The following is a 15,976-nucleotide window of genomic DNA, read 5'->3' as shown; positions in this document are numbered from 1 at the left end:
GCCGGAGCGGCCCCCTCACCCGAAATCGCTGACGCGATTTCGACCTCTCCCCAAGGAGAGGTGAAAGGAGCTGCGGCCCTGTTTTCCCTCTCCTCGGGGAGAGGGAGGGGCCCGTCGCGTTGGCGACGGGAGGGTGAGGGGGGAGGTCTCTCTGCCGAAACGCTCGGCGCGCGGCCCCGGCCGGCTTATGCTGGCACCATGACAGGGAGGAACAGGCCCAACGGGCGGGGAGCAAGCGGTGGCTGACTGGCTGCTGTGGCTGATCGCGCTCGGCTATCTCGGCCTGCTCTTCGCCGTCGCCTTCATCGGCGACCGCAGCCCGGCCTATTGGCGGTCCGGCCTGCGCGAGCCGGCGGTCTACGCCCTCTCGCTCGCGGTCTACTGCACCTCCTGGACCTTCTACGGCGGCGTCGGCCGGGCCGCGTCGCACGGGCTCGACTTCACCCTGATCTATGTCGGGCCGATCCTGGTGATCACGCTCGGCTTCCCGATGATGCGGAAGATCACCCGGGTGGCGCGCGAGCAGAACATCACCTCGGTCGCCGACTTCATCGCCGCCCGCTATGGCAAGAGCCGCATCGTCGCCGCCGTGGCGACCGTGATCGCGCTGGTCGGCGTCCTGCCCTACATCGCGCTGCAGCTGCAGGCCGTCTCGCTCAGCTTCGGCGCGCTCGCCACCGGGCCGGGGCGGACGGTGGCGACGCCGGTGTGGGCCGACACGGCCCTGCATGTCGCCCTGACCATGGCGGTCTTCGCCATCCTGTTCGGCGTCCGCCACGTCCAGGCGAACGAACGGCACCAGGGCATGATCCTGGCCATCGCCTTCGAATCCCTGGTCAAGCTCGGCGCGATCCTCGCCGCCGGGGCCTTCGTCACCTTCGTCATGTTCGACGGGCCGGGCGACCTGGCGGCGCGGCTGCTGTCGGTGCCGGCGCTGCAGGCGCGGCTGGAGGGCTTCGCCGTCGGGCCGGAATGGGTGTCGATCACGGTGATGTCGGCGCTGGCCTTCCTGTGCCTGCCGCGGCAGTTCCATGTCGGGGTGGTGGAGAGCGGCCGGCCGGCCGACCTGCGCACCGCGCGCTGGCTGTTCCCGGCCTATCTCGGCGCGATCAACATCTTCGTCCCGGCCTTCGCCGTGGCCGGCCTGCTGCTGTTCGGCGCCACCGCCAACCCCGACCTGTTCGTGCTGTCGCTGCCGATGGCGGCGGGCGACCCGCTGCTGTCGCTGGCCGTGTTCCTGGGCGGGCTGTCGGCCGCCACCGGCATGGTGATCGTCGAGACCGTGGCGCTCAGCACCATGATCAGCAACGAGCTGGTGCTGCCGCTGCTGCTGCGCGGCGGCATGGCCGCACGGGGTGATGGTGCTCTAGGGCCGACCGTGCTGCGCATCCGCCGGATCGCGATCTTCGGCATCCTGCTGCTGGCCTATGCCTATTTCGCCATGATCGGCGGCAGCATGCCGCTGGCGTCGATCGGGCTGATCGCCTTCTGCGCCGTGGCCCAGCTGGGGCCGGCGCTGATCGCCGGGCTGTACTGGCGCGGGGCGCATCGCCACGGCGCCTTCGCCGGCATGGCCGGCGGCTTCCTGGTCTGGGTCGTGGTCTTCCTGGCGCCGACCCTGACCGGGGTCGACTGGGTGTCCGCGGTGCCGCTGCTCGGGATCGAGGGCGCGCTGTGGGGGATCGGCGACAACGTCGACGCCCTGACCCGCGGCGCCTTCTGGAGCCTCGCGCTCAACACCGCGCTGCTGGTCGGCGTGTCGCGGCTGGCGCAGGCCGGCGAGCGCGACCGGGAGCAGGCCGAGGCCTTCGTCGGCCCGGTGGTCGAGGCCCGGCAGCGGCCGCAAGCCACGCACCGCGCCGCCGCCTTCGACGACCTGAAGACCCTGGTCGCCCGCTTCATCGGCCCGGAGCGGGCCGAGCTGGCCTTCGGCGGGCCGGCGGCGGCGCTGCGCGACCGCGACCTGGCCGACCACACCGAGCGCCTCCTGAGCGGCGCGATCGGCGCGGCCTCGGCCCGCATCATGGTCGCCGCCACGATGCGCCGGCACCGCACCGCCCTCGGCCGGTCGCAGACCCTGCTGCGCGAGGCGTCGGAGGCGATCCTCTTCAACCGCGACCTGCTGAGCGCCACGCTCGACAATATCGGCCAGGGCATCGGCGTGTTCGACCGCGAGCTGCGCCTGGCCGCCTGGAACCGCCGCTTCGTCGAGATCCTCGGCCTGGCCGAGCCGCAGGTCGCGATCGGCATGCCGCTCCAGGCGCTGACGGGGCCGGGCGGCGGCCTCGGCCTTTCGGTGCTGCTGGAGGAGCAGCGCGACCCCGAGCGGCGCCGGCGCGCCCACAGCCATGAGCGGCGCGGCGCCGACGGGCGGGTGCTGGAGCTGCAGACCAACCCGATGCCGGATGGCGGCTTCGTCCTGGTCTGCACCGACGTGACCGAGCGGGTGAAGACGCTGGACGCGCTGCGCGAGAGCGAGCGGCGCATCCGCATCTACACCGACAACGTCCCGGTGCTGATCGCCTATGTCGACCGGGAGGAGCGCTACCGTTTCACCAACCGGCCCTACGAGCAGGCGCTGGGGCTCGAGCGCGGCGAGGCCAACGGCCTGTCGATCCGCACCGCCCTGGGCGAGGACCGCTACGCCCGGCTGAAGCCCTATATCGACGCGGTCCTGGCCGGGCGGCACCAGGTGTTCGAGATCGAGTTCGCCGCGGCGGGGGCCGAGCTGGCGCGCGGCACCTACATCCCGCACCGGGACGAGCAGGGCAGGGTCATCGGCTTCTTCACCCTGTACCAGGACATCACCGAGCAGCGCCGGGCCGAGGCCGTGCTGCGCGAGACCGCGGAGACGCTGGAGCGCCGCGTCGCCGAGCGTACCAGCGAGCTGACCGAGCTGAACGAGGCGCTGGCGGCGGCCAAGGCGGCGGCGGAGGCCGCCAATCTCGGCAAGACCCGGTTCCTGGCGGCGGCGAGCCACGACCTGCTGCAGCCCTTCCACGCCGCGCGCCTGCTGACCGCCACCCTGGCGGAGCGGCTGGGCCGGCGGCCGGAGGCCTCGCTGGTCGGGCATATCGACAGCTCGCTCGGCACGGTGGAGGAGCTGCTGCAGGCGCTGCTGGAGATCTCGAAGCTCGACGCCGGCGCCTTCGAGCCGCAGCCGCGGGCGGTGGCGGTGGCCGAGATCCTGCGCGCCGCGGCGCTGCCCTTCGAGCCGATCGCGCGGCGCCGGGGCCTGAGCCTCAAGGTCGCCCGGTCGACCGCGACCGTGCTGACCGATCCGGCCCTGGTCCGCCGCATCGTGCAGAACTTCGTGTCCAACGCCGTGCGCTACACCCGGCAGGGCACCGTGCTGGTCGGCTGCCGGCGGCGGGCCGGGGCCTTGGCGATCCAGGTCTGGGACACCGGGCCGGGGATCCCGCCGGAGCAACTGTCCGCCATCTTCGAGGAGTTCCGCCGCCTCGGTCCGGGCGGCGAGGACGAGCCGGCGGGGCTGGGGCTCGGCCTTGCCATCGTCGAACGCATCGCGGCGCGGCTCGGCCACAAGGTCGCCGTGCGCTCCTGGCCCGGCCGCGGCAGCGTATTCGAGGTGGTGCTGCCCCTGGCGGAAACCCGGGTTCCGGCGCGGCCGGCCAAGGCGCCCCCGCCGCGCCGGCCGGCCGCCGACCTGGCCGGGCGGCTGGTCCTCTGCGTCGACAACGACCACGCCATCCTGACCGCGACCCGGCTGCTGCTCGAGGGCTGGGGCTGCACCGTGCTGGCGGCGACCGACGCAGCCGGGGCCCGGGAGGCGCTGCAGCCGCTCGGGCGCGCGCCGGACATGGTGCTGCTCGACTACCACCTCGCCGGGGCGGAGACCGGGCTGGACGTGCTCACGGTGCTGGAGGCGGCGGCCGGCCGTCCGCTGGCCGCGGCGCTGGTGACGGCGGACCGCACCGAGGCTCTGAAGGCCGCCGCCCGCGCCCGCGGCCTGCCGCTGCTGCACAAGCCGCTGAAGCCGGCGGCGCTGCGGGCATTGCTGGTGCAGCGCCTGGCGTCGCGGCCGGTGCCGGCCGCCTGACGGATCAGTGGCCGTCGATGGACCCGAGCTGGCGCACCGCGATCACCGCCTGGGTCCGGTTCTGCACCCCGAGCTTGCGGAAGATCTGCGACAGATGCGCCTTCACCGTGGCCTCGGTGATCGACATCTCGAAGGCGATCTGCTTGCTCAGCTTGCCCTCCGTGAGCAAAGCGAGGACGCGCAGCTGCTGCGGCGTCAGCTCGGCGACGCGGCGGCTCAGCTCGCTGCGTTCCGGCGCGTCGGCGGAGGGGCCGGTCGCGGCCTCGGGGAACCAGACGCCGCCGCCCAGCACGCTCTCGATGGCGTCTCCGATCTCCGCCAGCGGCGTCGATTTCGGCAGGTAGCCGGAGGCGCCGAACTCCGTCGCCTGGCGTATCGCGGCGGGCTCCTCATTGGCCGAGACCATGATCACCGGAACGGCCGGGAAGGCGGCGCGCAGCGCGGCCAGGCCGGTGAAGCCGTTCATGCCCGGCATCGACAGGTCCAGCAGCAGCAGGTCGACGGTGCGGTCGCCGAGGACGGCCAGGACCTCGGGGAAGCTGCCGGCCTGGAGGACGGCAGGGGCGGGCGCCATCACCTCGGCCAGCGTCTCGGCCAGGGCGCGCCGCACCAGCGGGGGGGCGTCGGCGATCAGAACGACGGTCGCATCAGTCATATCGGACCAAAGAAAGAAGGCCGCGCCATTCTGGGCGCGGCCTTCAGGCCGATACAAGCCGAGGTTTTGCCGGGGGCAGTTCGCCCGGATATCGACCGACTTGGTCTCGCGCACGAACAGCGTGCCGACGACGAGGGTGATGCCGGCGACGATGATCGGGTACCACAGGCCGCTGTAGATGTTGCCGGTGGCCGCGACGATGGCGAAGGACGTGGCCGGCAGGAAGCCGCCGAACCAGCCGTTGCCGATGTGGTAGGGCAGCGACATCGAGGTGTAGCGGATCCGGGTCGGGAACAGCTCCACCAGCATCGCCGCGATCGGGCCGTAGACCATGGTCACATAGATCACCAGCACGACGAGGATCAGCGTCACCATCACGTGGTTGATCTGGGCCGGATCCGCCTTGGCGGGATAACCGGCGGTCTTCAGCGCATCACCAAGACCTTTGGTGAAGGCCGGGCCGACGGTGGCGGCGTCCGCGCCGGTCGGGTTGTAGGCGGTGATCCGGGTGCTGCCGACGTCGATCTCCGCCACGGCCCCCGCCGGCCCTGCCTCGTTGCTGTACGGGACGCCGGCCTTGACCAGCGCCGCCTTGGCGACGTCGCAGGAGGTGGTCGGGGTCGGGGCCTTCACCGGGTTGAACTGCACGCTGCACTCCGCCGGGTCGGCGATGACCTTCACCGGGGACGAGGTCTGCGCCGCCTCCAGCGCCGGGTTGGCGTAGTGGGTCAGGGCCTGGAACAGCGGGAAGTAGGTCAGCACGGCCAGAAGGCAGCCCGCCATGATGATCGGCTTCCGCCCGATCTTGTCGGACAGGGCGCCGAACACCAGGAAGAAGGGCGTGCCGATCAGGAGCGACAGCGCCACCAGGATGTTCGCGGTCTGGCCGTCGACCTTCAGGGTCTGGGTCAGGAAGAACAGGGCGTAGAACTGACCCGTGTACCAGACCACCGCCTGCCCCGCGGTCAGGCCGAACAGGGCCAGCAGCACGATCTTCAGGTTCGACCAGCGGGCGAAGGATTCGGTCAGCGGGGCCTTCGAGCCCTTGCCCTCGGCCTTCATCTGCTGGAACAGCGGCGATTCGTTGAGCTGCAGCCGGATCCAGATCGAGATGCCGAGCAGGATCACCGACAGCAGGAACGGGATGCGCCAGCCCCAGGCGTCGAAGGAGGCCGGGTCCATCGACAGGCGGCAGGCCAGGATCACCAGCAGCGACAGGAACAGGCCCAGCGTCGCGGTGGTCTGGATCCAGGAGGTGTAGGCGCCGCGCTTGCCGTCCGGGGCGTGCTCGGCGACATAGGTGGCGGCGCCGCCGTATTCGCCGCCCAGCGCCAGGCCCTGCAGCAGCCGCAGCAGGATCAGGATGATCGGGGCGGCGATGCCGATCTGGGCGTAGCCCGGCAGGATGCCGACGATCGAGGTCGACAAGCCCATGATCACGATGGTGATCAGGAAGGTGTATTTGCGCCCGACCAGGTCGCCGAGCCGGCCGAACACCAGCGCGCCGAACGGCCGGACGAAGAAGCCGGCGGCGAAGGCCAGCAGCGTGAAGATGAAGGCCGCGGTCGGGTTGACGGCGGAGAAGAAGTGCGTGCCGATCGAGGCGGCCAGCGAACCGTACAGATAGAAGTCATACCACTCGAACACCGTTCCCAGCGACGATGCGAATATGACCTTTCGCTCTTCCCTCTTGCTGATGGTCTGGGTCGGCCTCTGAAGTTCGGCACCTGACGCAGCGGTCATCGGCGCATCCTCCCTGATCATTGTGGTCGGCGCGCCGGTTTTTGTGAGGACGAACGCCCCTATAGTACGACGCGCTATCGTGCAACTTTAACAGTCGCGTCGTCGCGGGGCGTATTCGACGTTCGTCTATGCGCCCGGCCCGGCCTCCAGCACCCGCTTCAGGGTCGCCAGGTCCCGCTCGACCCATTCGGCGTCGCGGGCGAAGCGGGCGTCGTCCATCTCCGGCAGGCGGAACAGGTGGAACGTCACCTCGCTGCCGCCGCCATTGGCCAGCACCCGGATCGGCAGGGAGATCTCAGGCCCGCTCGTCGGGATCACCCAGTGGTCGGCGATGCGGAACGGGTTCGGCGGGGTGAAGCGCACCCGCATCGTTCCCTCCGGCGTCTCGGCGACCCAGCCGTCGCCGTCGCGCCTGAGCGAGGCGGCCAGGCCGCTGGCCCATTGCATGAAGTTCTCGGGGACCGAGAGGAAGGCATAGACGGCGTCGGGGTCGCGGTCGATCCAGACGCTGAGGGTGCGGGAGGGGAGCGGCTGCGGCATGGGGCTGATCCGATGTGGGGGCGCGATCGCATCAGCCTGCGCCTTCGCCGCCCACCTGTCTTGAACGGAACGGACAACCCGCGGGTCTTCAGCCGCCGCTGCCGCCATCCCCGCCGTCACCGCCATCGCCGCCGGCCCCGCCGTCGCCACCATTGCCGCCGTCGGGGCCACCGTCGCCGCCGTTGCCGCCGTGCCCACCGCTGCCACCGGCTCCGCCCGGGCCGCCATCGCCGCCCCTGCCGCCGTCGCTACTGCCGCTGCCCGGGCCGCCGTCGCCTCCAGCGCCCCCGTTACCGCCCGACCCGCCCGATCCGCCTGCACCGCCATTGCCGCCCGGGCCGCCGTCCTTGCCCGGCCCACCATTGCCGCCCCGACCGCCATCCTCCCTGGGCCGCCCGGGCCGCCGGGGCCGCCATCCTCGCCCGGTCCGCCATTCCGTCCGGGACTCCCGGCGGCGACACGCAGGAGATCCGCCGGGCGATCGGCTTCGCGATCGTGTCCCCGGGAGGGGACGGCGGCGGTCGGAGCCCGGTCGGCGAAAGCCGCGGAGTGAAGCAGCGAGAGGAGCACCCCGGCCACGGCCAAAGCCGTCATTCGCTTCGCCATCTGTTCCCTCGAGTGATGGGTTTGCTGCGCGATCGCTGCAGACAGATCAGCCGCCCGATCCGTCCTGGCCGGGCTGGCCATCCTGGCCCGGCAGCCCGCCGGCGCCGGCCGCGCCACCCCGGCCGGGGGCACCGCCCTTGCCGCCCGCTCCCCCATTCCCGCCGTTGCCGCCGTTCCCTCCGTTGCCGCCATGCCCGCCGGCCCCGCCCGCGCCGCCGTTCCCGGCGCTGCGTGATGTCGCATCATGGCCCGGGGCTGCTGACGATCCGGTCGGGCCGGACACGGCGGGGGGAGACGGCTGGGCCTCGGGAAGCGCCTCCGTGGTCTGCGCCGTCACGGCCGGCGACGCCGTTGTCGTCTGCGCATCGGCCGAGGCCGCGGCAAGCAGGGGAAGGGCTAGAACGATCGGCAGGCAGGCCTTCATCGCTGGTCTCCATCATGGTTCCGGGAGAAAGGGCGTGCCGTCACGCCCTTCCCGTGGATGAGATCGGGTTCTGATCAGTCTCCACCGCCGTCGCCGCCACCGTCTCCGCCGTCGCCTCCGTCCCCGCCATTGCCGCTGCCGCTGCCGCCGCTGCTGTTGCTTCCGTTCCCGTCGTTGTTGCCGTTGCCGCTGCCGTCGTTGCTGCCGTTGCCGTTCCCGTCATGATTGCCGTTGTCGTTGCCGTTGTTGTCGTTGCCGCCGTTGCCACCGTTCCCGCCGTTGCCGCCATGTCCGCCGAGGCCGCCATTGCCGCCGTTCCCGCCATTGCCCCCGTTGCCGGCGAGGATCAGCAATCTCTGGTGGTCCTGCTGTTGGGCGCTTCCCCCTCCGGGCGAAGTATTGCCTGGCATAGATCCGGCAGATGCCCAGGACGCCACCGAAGTCCCAAGAACGACGGCTAGAATCGAAACAGATCCGACATATTTCATCATGGCTATGCTCCGACTGTTGGAGTCTGACGATCGACTCTTGATGGGATTCGGGCAACTTACCCTTCCGTAAGGATAAAAATCCTTTTTGTTTCCCTGCGGGTCGCCGTGTGGGATGCGGGGTGATCTGAGCGGGCAGGGCAGTTCCCGAAATGTTCCTTTTGCTGGACTCCTCCTCCCGTTCGCTCTATGTTCTCTCCTGCCGGCCGCGGGGACAGCGCGGCCCAGGACGGAGGAGATCCGGAAATGGCGGTCACGCGGGAAGTCCGGGAACGGGATGGCCTGAAGCTCTACCGCAACGCCCTGTCGCGGCGGCTGCTGGCGGCGGAGGGCACGGCGGCGATGCTGCAGGCGGCGCTGCGCGAGTTTCCCGACCTGCTCGGCTTCGACCTGTGGCGGCACCCGTCCGGCGCGCTGATGCTGTGCCGCACCGACAACCGGCCGGCGGCGCTGGCCAAGGACAAGGCCTGGGCGATGGCCCGCCCGGACGTGCTGTTCGCCCCGGTGCCGGCGGACACGATGCCGGCGGCCGCGGCGCTGCCCCGGGGCTTCGGCGAGGGCGCCCGTCCGGCCTTCGCCTGAGGCGGTGGTCAGCCGCCCAGGGCGGCTCGCCGGCGTTCTAGGCTGGCTCGGGGCCAGAGCGTCTGCAGGTCGTAATAGACCTCGAAGGCGGGCACCCCCTCCGGCAGGATCACCCAGGGCAGCTTCGACCGGGTGAAGATGTGCACGTTGGGCGGCAGCGCCGCCGGATCGTCCAGCGTGCCGACGCGGACGAAGAGGATCTGCGTGCGGCCGCCATAGGTGCTCCACAGCGCCGTGCGGCAGGCGGGGCAGCGATGGATGACATGCGGCTCGCCGCTGTCGGTCGGCACGCCGACGGGTTCCGGCTCGCCCGACAGCAGCTCGACCCGGTCCGCCTCGATCAGGGCGTTGAGCACGAAGGCGCTGCCGGTCTGCCGCTGACAGTCGCGGCAATGGCAGCAATGCACGAATATCGGCGGCGAGAGCAGACGGTAGCGGATGGATCCGCAGGCGCAGCGGCCGTCCCGGACATCACTCATCTCAGCCTCCTGTCATGAGGAGGAGTGGCGACATCATAGGCTGGCCCGACGACGGATGGTCCGGATTCGGATGTGGCTGGAGCGGATCTCGTGACGGTCTTCACCGACGAAAGAGGCCGGCCCCGAGGGGCCGGCCCGGTCGATGACGGCGACAGGCGTCATGGTCGATCACGATGCCTGTTGCCGATCGGCTGCTGACGACACGGATATCGTTCAGAGCACGAAGTCGCCCGCGGTCAGGGTGATCGACCCGAGGAGGCGGATCTGCCCATCGGCCCAGCCATCGCCGTTGGCGTCGATATAGACGTTGGTCTCGTCGGCTCCCGCCACGAAGCGGACCTCGCCGGCTGTGCCGCTGAACGCCGCCGAGCCGATGAAGCTGCCGGAACCGCCGGTGATGCCCGACACGTCGATCTGATCGTTCTGGCTCTGGGAGAAGTCGGTGATCAGGTCGAACGCGATCTTGGCCCGGGAGTCGGCGACGGCGGAGAAGACGAAGGTGTCCGCACCGGCACCACCGACAAGGCGGTCTGCACCGACCCCGCCGGTGAGGGTGTCGCCGCCGCCCAGGCCGATCAGGTAGTTGGCGGCGGCATTCCCGGTCAAAACGTCGTCGAAGGCGCTGCCGAAGAGGCTCTCGATGCCGCTATAGGTGTCACCGGCGGCGTCGCCGGTGTTGCCTGCGGCGTCGGCCAGGCTGGCGGTCACGCCGGCGGCGGCATTGTCGTACAGGGCGGAGTCGAAGCCGTCTCCGCCGATCAGAACGTCGGCCCCGGCACCACCGATCAGTTGGTCGTTGCCGGCACCGCCGTCGAGCGTATCGGCGCCGTCCACGCCGGACAGGCGGTTGGAGCCGGCATCGCCGGTCAAAGTGTCGTTGAAGGCGGAGCCGCGCAGGTTCTCGATGCTGGTCAGGGTGTCGCCTGCGGCATGGCCGCCGCTGGCGGTGCCCGCAGCCAAATCGACATTCACCGCAGCGTTCGAGATCAGGTAGTCCGCCATGTCGGTCCCGGCGCCGCCATCCAGGACGTCGGCTCCCGCGGCGCCGGCCAGACCATCATTGCCGGCGCCGCCGACGAGGGTGTTCTCGTTGTTGTTGCCGCCCAGGTAATCGTTAAAGGCCGATCCGGTGAGATTGGTGATGCCGATCAGGCTGTCGCCTTCGGCATCACCACCTTGGCCGGTGGTAACGCCCGTCAGGCCCAGATTGATGCCCAGGATATCGATGTCGAGGTTGCCGGTTTCATACAGCAGGACGGCCACACGGGCAGCGGACGTCGAGTAATCAGCCGTGTCGACGCCGGAGAGCTGGATATCGCCGATGCCGCCGACGACGTTGAGGATGCCGCCGATGATCACGTCTGCGCCGGTGCCGCCACTGATGACGTCATTGCCGGAATAGCCGGCGAGCAGGTCGTCGCCTCCCAAGCCGTTGATCGTGTCGTTACCGAGCGCCTGGACCGGGCCTATCAGCAGTGTCGGGACAATATCTGCGCCTTCAGTGCCCGTGAAATTCGCCATGATCTGTCTCCGGTTAACGCGGAAAAACGAGAAATTCTGATCACCGGAGCCGAGATATCTCAACGAGGAACTGGAGATACTTAAAATCCAATTTTCTTTTACTCTTGTTTGGGAAATATAATTGCCATTTAGACTAAGAAAATGAAATATAAGCAAAATATCCTTTTTAGATAAATAATCCTATAATTGACGGCAAGGTTTCCTGACGCGAATCGGCAGACACCTTGTCAGCGCTCTGTTGTGGAGGAAGGCGGCGGCTTCGGGGACGGGCCGGTGGGGCGGCGCTGCGTCGGGTCTGGCGATGAGCGTCGACTTCGCTCTCCAAGCGCCCGGTGGCACTATCGCGAATGGAACGAGAAGGCGGCGGGCTTCGTCGGCCATGGCGGGCTCGGCACGGCGAGGGCGGGCGAACAGCTCCGCCCCGTGCTCGCCGAGGTGAAGGTGGCGACGGTCCGGACGCAGGTGCTGCTCTCGAAATACTCCGGCCGGGCGCTCTTCACCGATCCCGAGGCATGGTCGCCCTCGGCCGAACAGGAGGCGGCGCTGGCCGCGATGCTCAGGGAGGTCGTCGCCTGGTCGAGGGCGCTCCGGACGGTGCGGGTCGGGGCTGCGGTGTAGAGCGGACGGCGCTGATCTTCGCCCGGCCTCTCTACAGATGGCCTGCCACCCGAAGCCGCAGGATGGCGGAGGGGAAGGGATTCGAACCCTCGATACGGCTCAACACCGTATACCCGCTTTCCAGGCGAGCGCCTTCAACCACTCGGCCACCCCTCCGCTGGAGGCGCCGACAATAGCGATGAGGGTCGGGCTCGGCAAGCGGCCGTTTGCGTGAAATGCACGAGGTTTCGGGCATGGCAGCTCATCGAACCACGCGATAGAGTCTGCCCCGCAAAACAGGGAAACCGGGAGAAAATGATGGCCGAGGTGTTCCGGTTCGATCGCGCCCTGGCGCGCCAGCCCGCCGGGTCCGCGGTGGACGGGCTGCGCGCCGTCGACCGGGGGACGCCGGACATCGCCCGGTTCCGGGCCGAGCACGCCGCCTATGTCGCGGCGCTGGAGCAGGCGGGCGTGGCGGTCGAGGTGCTGCCGCCGCTCGATGCCTTCCCCGATTCCGTCTTCGTCGAGGACCCGGCGCTGACCTTCCCCGAAGGCGCCATCCTGCTGCGCCCCGGCGCGCCGTCGCGGTTGGGCGAGGCGGCGGAGATCGCCCCGGCCCTGGCCGCCCGCTTCGAACGGGTGCTGGCGCTGGAGGCCGGCTTCGCCGAGGGCGGCGACGTGCTGGTGACGACGCGCGCCGTGATGATCGGCCTGTCCGCCCGCACCGATGCCCGCGGCGCCGGCGCCCTGGCGGCCCTCCTGGCCGAGCTCGGCCGCAAGGCGGAGATCGTGACGCCGCCGCCCGGCGTGCTGCACTTCAAGACCTCCTGCTCGCTGCTCGACGGCGAGACCGTTCTGGCGACCGAAGCCCTGGCCGGCTTCTTCCCCGGCATGCGCGTGGTGCGCGTGCCCGAGGGGGAGGAGGCGGCCGCCAACGCCCTCAGGGTCAACGACGTGGTCCTGGTCGGCGCCGGCTTCCCCCGCACCATCGAGGCGCTCGGCCGGCTCGGCTATCGCGTGGTGCCGCTGCAGGTCGAGGAGACCGGCAAGCTCGACGCCGGCCTGTCCTGCATGTCGCTCCGGTGGGGAAAGCCCTGATATTGCGGCAATGGCGCGCCCCTCGCCGCTGATGTAGGGTGCGCGCCCGTTTCGACCGGACCTTTCGTAACCCGTGACCGCTCATCTTCTCCCGCCCGACGCCGCGACCGACGCATCGCCGACCGCCCCGGTCGACCTGCGCGGACGCACCATCCTGCAGGTGCTGCCGGCGCTCGGCACCGGCGGGGCGGAGCGCGGCTGCGTCGACGTCGCCGCGGCGATCGAGGCGGCGGGGGGCAGGGCGCTGGTGGCCTCGGCCGGCGGCGCCATGCTGCGCGATCTGGCGCGGACCGGGGCGGAGCACATCGCCCTGCCGCTCGTCGGCAAGAACCCGGTCACGATCTGGCGCAACATCCGCCGGCTCGAGGCGGTGATCCGCGACCGCGGCGTCGACCTGGTGCATGCCCGCAGCCGCGCCCCGGCCTGGAGCGCCCACGCCGCCTGCCGGCGCCTGGGCGTCCCCTTCGTCACCACCGTGCACGCGCCCTACAACCAGCACAACGCCGCCAAGCGGCTGTACAACTCGATCATGGTGCGCGGCGACCGGGTGATCGCCATCTCCGACTATGTCGCGCGCTACATCGTCGACAGCTATGGCGCCGACCCGGCGCGGATCCGCACCATTCCGCGCGGCGTCGACCTGCGGCAATTCGCGATCGAGGCGGTCTCGGCCGAGCGGATGATCAAGCTGGCCCGCGCCTGGCGGGCGCCGGACGACCGGCCGGTAGTGCTGATGCCGGGGCGGCTGACCCGGTGGAAGGGCCAGACCGTGGTGATCGACGCGCTGGCCCGGCTCGGCCGGCACGACCTGTGCTGCCTGATCGTCGGCAGCGACCAGGGCCGCAGCGGCTACCGGCAGGAGCTGATCGACAGGATCGCGGCGAAGGGGCTGAACGGCGTGGTGCAGCTGGTCGACCATTGCGACGACATGCCGGCCGCCTACATGCTGTCCGACGTCGTGGTGCACGCCTCGACCGATCCCGAAGGCTTCGGCCGGGTGGTGGTGGAGGCGATGGCGCTGGGCCGGCCCGTGATCGCGACCAATATCGGCGCCCCGCCCGAGGTGGTGGCCGAGGGCGAGACCGGCTGGCTGGTGCCGCCCGGCGATCCCGATGCCCTGGCGGCGGCGATCGACCGCGCCCTGTCGCTGTCGCCCGAGGAGCGGGAATGGATGGCGGAGCGTGCGATCGCGACGGTCGCGACGCACTACACCCGGGAGGCGATGACCGGCTCGACCCTGGCGGTGTACCGGGAGCTGCTGGGCACCCCTGCCGCGGCGGAGGTTTGAGGGATCGCGATGCTGCCGCTGCTCGCCAAGACCTACGCCCTGGCCGGGGCCCTGGCCGCGCCCGGCCGCACCCGCCGGATCATGCAGCTGAAGGACCGCCATCGCGGCCAGCGCTGCTTCCTGCTCGGCAACGCGCCGTCGCTGCTCGACTTCGACCTGTCGAAGCTGGCCGGCGAGCAGTTCTTCGTGGTCAAGAAGGGCTACAAGGCGCTGGAGCACGGGCTGCCGGCGCCGATTCCCTATTACGTGCTCAGCGATCTGCGCGGCTGGGACCGGATCAAGGCGGATGTCTCGACCCTGCCGGTCGAGACCTATCTGGTGCGCGACACCATCGCCGCCCGGCCGGAATTCCGGCCGCCGGCGGACCGGGTGGTGACCTTCCCCAGCTATCGTGGCGGCCTGCGCAAGCAGGGCTTCCGGCATCACCCCTGGCAGGGGCTGGGCAACGATTCGACCGTGATCCTGTTCGCCGCCCAGATCGCCTGGTACATGGGGTTCGCCGAGGCCTACATCCTCGGCGTCGACCTCGACTACGCCCAGGCCACCACCTATTTCTACGCGGCGGGGCAGAGCGAGACGAACCAGTATGCCCGCCCCGAGGACGAGATCTATCGGCAGGAGTTCGGCCTCCTGCGCCGGGCCTTCGAGGCGGATGGCCGGATCCTGCGCAACGCCGGCCGCGGCGGCGCGGTGATGGGGCTGGAGCGGGCCGACTACGACGCGGTCCTGGCGACGCCGAGGCCCCTCCGCGGGTGAGGCCGGCGACGAGTCCTGCTCGTGCCGCGGATCATGGGAACGTTTTCGGAGGAGGGCTGGCGCGTCCGTCGGCCCGCGTTTTCTCGCGGGATGGCGGGCCGTTCGACACTTCGATCGTCTAAGGGTACCGGCCAAAAATTGATATCGCCGATACTTGTGGAACCCTTTATGCTCGCCGCCAACCGGGGATGTTCTTATAAAGAAACGCACGTGATGACTTTTCGGCCTGCCAGGGGGCAAGGGCGCAGGTTCGCTGTGGTCACGACCTGCAACGCCGCAGGATATGAAGCCTATGGGCGGCGCATGGTCGAGAGCTTCGATCGCCACTGGCCGGTCGAGGTGCCGCTGCTGCTGTATTGCGAAGGCTTCGCGCCCAGGCTTCCCGGCGGCCGGATCGTGGTGCGCGACCTGATCGACAGCTCGCCTGAATTGGCCGCGTTCAAGCGTCGCCACGCCGACAACCCGCTGGCCCATGGGCTGACGCGACGGCCGCGCTTCCGGCTGAGCTATGATCTGGCGCGGCTGCGCTTCAAGCTCGGCGAGAAGCGCTGGGGGGAAGGCTACCGCTGGAATGCGGTGCGGTTCGCGCATAAGAGCTTCGCGATCTTCCACGCCGCCGCGGCCTCGGACGTCGACGTGCTGATCTGGATCGACGCCGATACCCGCTTCTTCGCCGATGTGAGCCGGGAGGAGATCGAGGGGTTCGTTCCGGCCGACTGCTTCGTCGGCTATCTGCGCCGCCGCATCCACTCCGAATGCGGCTTCGTCGCCTATAATCTGAGCCATCCGGCGACGCGCAAGATGCTCGCGGAATTCGAGCAGCTCTACGTCCGGGACGAGATGTTCCGCGAATACGAGTTCCACGACTCCTACCTGTTCGATCTCGTCCGCAAGCAGACCGAGCGCCGGGGCCACAGGTCCTACGACATCGCCGAAGGCCTCGGCCTCAAGGTCCCGCATGTGCTGATCAACTCCCGCCTCGGCCGGTTCATGGACCACCTCAAGGGCGGACGGAAGGATCACGGCAGGAGCCGTGTCGCAGACCTGGTCATGGAGCGGCAGGAGGCGTATTGGCGCGAATCCGGCTGATCCGGAAGACGCCGGTGGTTGCGGGATGGGCGGCGCTGCCGCGGAGACCG

Annotated in this window: 13 protein-coding genes and 1 tRNA gene; 7 read left to right on the top strand and 7 right to left on the bottom strand. The window is 70.0% G+C overall.

Features of this window, described 5'->3' with window-relative positions; all coding sequences use genetic code 11:
• Positions 1-238 precede the first annotated feature (238 nt).
• A complete protein-coding gene (locus tag LG391_RS12015) occupies positions 239-4,060 on the top strand; it encodes a NahK/ErcS family hybrid sensor histidine kinase/response regulator (protein ID WP_225768247.1) in 3,822 nt (1,273 codons plus the stop codon).
• A gap of 4 nt (positions 4,061-4,064) precedes the next feature.
• Here LG391_RS12015 and LG391_RS12010 read toward each other — a convergent pair whose 3' ends face one another.
• From LG391_RS12010 to LG391_RS11995, 4 genes are all read right to left on the bottom strand, one after another.
• The gene (locus LG391_RS12010) at positions 4,065-6,458 is read right to left on the bottom strand and encodes an MFS transporter (protein ID WP_225768246.1); all 2,394 of its coding nucleotides are present in this window, start codon (positions 6,456-6,458) and stop codon (positions 4,065-4,067) included.
• 126 nt (positions 6,459-6,584) lie between these two features.
• Positions 6,585-6,998, bottom strand: coding sequence for an SRPBCC family protein (locus tag LG391_RS12005; RefSeq protein WP_225768245.1), 414 nt, complete (start codon positions 6,996-6,998; stop codon positions 6,585-6,587).
• 652 nt (positions 6,999-7,650) lie between these two features.
• On the bottom strand, positions 7,651-8,028 hold the full coding sequence (locus LG391_RS12000; RefSeq protein WP_225768244.1) for a hypothetical protein: 378 nt from the start codon (positions 8,026-8,028) through the stop codon (positions 7,651-7,653).
• 74 nt (positions 8,029-8,102) lie between these two features.
• A complete protein-coding gene (locus tag LG391_RS11995; RefSeq protein ID WP_225768243.1) occupies positions 8,103-8,519 on the bottom strand; it encodes a hypothetical protein in 417 nt (138 codons plus the stop codon).
• Between the two features lie 243 nt (positions 8,520-8,762).
• Between LG391_RS11995 and LG391_RS11990 the strand changes: the two genes are divergently transcribed.
• Positions 8,763-9,098: a hypothetical protein gene (locus tag LG391_RS11990; protein ID WP_225768242.1), complete on the top strand. Its 336-nt coding sequence runs from the start codon at positions 8,763-8,765 to the stop codon at positions 9,096-9,098.
• Positions 9,099-9,106: 8 nt separating this feature from the next.
• Here the strand turns inward: LG391_RS11990 and LG391_RS11985 are convergent, their stop codons facing one another.
• Together LG391_RS11985 and LG391_RS11980 are read right to left on the bottom strand one after the other, a co-directional pair.
• Positions 9,107-9,577, bottom strand: coding sequence for a GFA family protein (locus LG391_RS11985; RefSeq protein ID WP_225768241.1), 471 nt, complete (start codon positions 9,575-9,577; stop codon positions 9,107-9,109).
• Positions 9,578-9,790: 213 nt separating this feature from the next.
• Positions 9,791-11,098: a calcium-binding protein gene (locus tag LG391_RS11980; RefSeq protein WP_225768240.1), complete on the bottom strand. Its 1,308-nt coding sequence runs from the start codon at positions 11,096-11,098 to the stop codon at positions 9,791-9,793.
• A 273-nt stretch (positions 11,099-11,371) separates the two neighbouring features.
• On the opposite strand from LG391_RS11980, the gene LG391_RS11975 reads away from it, so the two are divergent.
• Positions 11,372-11,716: an NADPH-dependent FMN reductase gene (locus tag LG391_RS11975; RefSeq protein WP_225768239.1), complete on the top strand. Its 345-nt coding sequence runs from the start codon at positions 11,372-11,374 to the stop codon at positions 11,714-11,716.
• Positions 11,717-11,779: 63 nt separating this feature from the next.
• Here LG391_RS11975 and LG391_RS11970 read toward each other — a convergent pair.
• A tRNA-Ser gene (locus tag LG391_RS11970) sits at positions 11,780-11,872 on the bottom strand.
• A 141-nt stretch (positions 11,873-12,013) separates the two neighbouring features.
• Here LG391_RS11970 and LG391_RS11965 point away from each other — a divergent pair.
• The 4 genes from LG391_RS11965 (at position 12,014) to LG391_RS11950 (ending at position 15,926) form a co-directional block, all read left to right on the top strand.
• Positions 12,014-12,793 (top strand): arginine deiminase family protein, encoded by a 780-nt coding sequence (locus tag LG391_RS11965; protein ID WP_225768238.1) that lies wholly within the window; start codon positions 12,014-12,016, stop codon positions 12,791-12,793.
• Between the two features lie 73 nt (positions 12,794-12,866).
• On the top strand, positions 12,867-14,081 hold the full coding sequence (locus LG391_RS11960) for a glycosyltransferase family 4 protein (protein WP_225768237.1): 1,215 nt from the start codon (positions 12,867-12,869) through the stop codon (positions 14,079-14,081).
• 9 nt (positions 14,082-14,090) lie between these two features.
• Positions 14,091-14,837 carry a hypothetical protein gene (locus LG391_RS11955; protein ID WP_225768236.1) on the top strand — a complete coding sequence of 249 codons (747 nt, stop codon included), beginning with the start codon at positions 14,091-14,093 and terminating at the stop codon, positions 14,835-14,837.
• A 168-nt stretch (positions 14,838-15,005) separates the two neighbouring features.
• Positions 15,006-15,926 (top strand): hypothetical protein, encoded by a 921-nt coding sequence (locus LG391_RS11950; RefSeq protein WP_225768235.1) that lies wholly within the window; start codon positions 15,006-15,008, stop codon positions 15,924-15,926.
• Positions 15,927-15,976 lie beyond the last annotated feature (50 nt).

It is taken from the genome of Inquilinus sp. Marseille-Q2685 (assembly GCF_916619195.1).
In the GTDB taxonomy this organism is placed as follows: domain Bacteria; phylum Pseudomonadota; class Alphaproteobacteria; order DSM-16000; family Inquilinaceae; genus Inquilinus.
The sequence above is the reverse complement of the archived record's forward strand: the minus strand, read 5'-3'. Positions and strand labels throughout refer to the sequence as shown.

Bases quoted from the DNA above. Each gene is read 5' to 3' on its own strand.
- LG391_RS12010 (WP_225768246.1), bottom strand. From the start codon at position 6,458: ATGACCGCTGCGTCAGGTGCCGAACTTCAGAGGCCGACCCAGACCATC.
- LG391_RS12005 (WP_225768245.1), bottom strand. From the start codon at position 6,998: ATGCCGCAGCCGCTCCCCTCCCGCACCCTCAGCGTCTGGATCGACCGC.
- LG391_RS12000 (WP_225768244.1), bottom strand. From the start codon at position 8,028: ATGAAGGCCTGCCTGCCGATCGTTCTAGCCCTTCCCCTGCTTGCCGCG.
- LG391_RS11995 (WP_225768243.1), bottom strand. From the start codon at position 8,519: ATGATGAAATATGTCGGATCTGTTTCGATTCTAGCCGTCGTTCTTGGG.
- LG391_RS11990 (WP_225768242.1), top strand. From the start codon at position 8,763: ATGGCGGTCACGCGGGAAGTCCGGGAACGGGATGGCCTGAAGCTCTAC.
- LG391_RS11985 (WP_225768241.1), bottom strand. From the start codon at position 9,577: ATGAGTGATGTCCGGGACGGCCGCTGCGCCTGCGGATCCATCCGCTAC.
- LG391_RS11980 (WP_225768240.1), bottom strand. From the start codon at position 11,098: ATGGCGAATTTCACGGGCACTGAAGGCGCAGATATTGTCCCGACACTG.
- LG391_RS11965 (WP_225768238.1), top strand. From the start codon at position 12,014: ATGGCCGAGGTGTTCCGGTTCGATCGCGCCCTGGCGCGCCAGCCCGCC.
- LG391_RS11955 (WP_225768236.1), top strand. From the start codon at position 14,091: ATGCTGCCGCTGCTCGCCAAGACCTACGCCCTGGCCGGGGCCCTGGCC.
- LG391_RS11950 (WP_225768235.1), top strand. From the start codon at position 15,006: ATGCTCGCCGCCAACCGGGGATGTTCTTATAAAGAAACGCACGTGATG.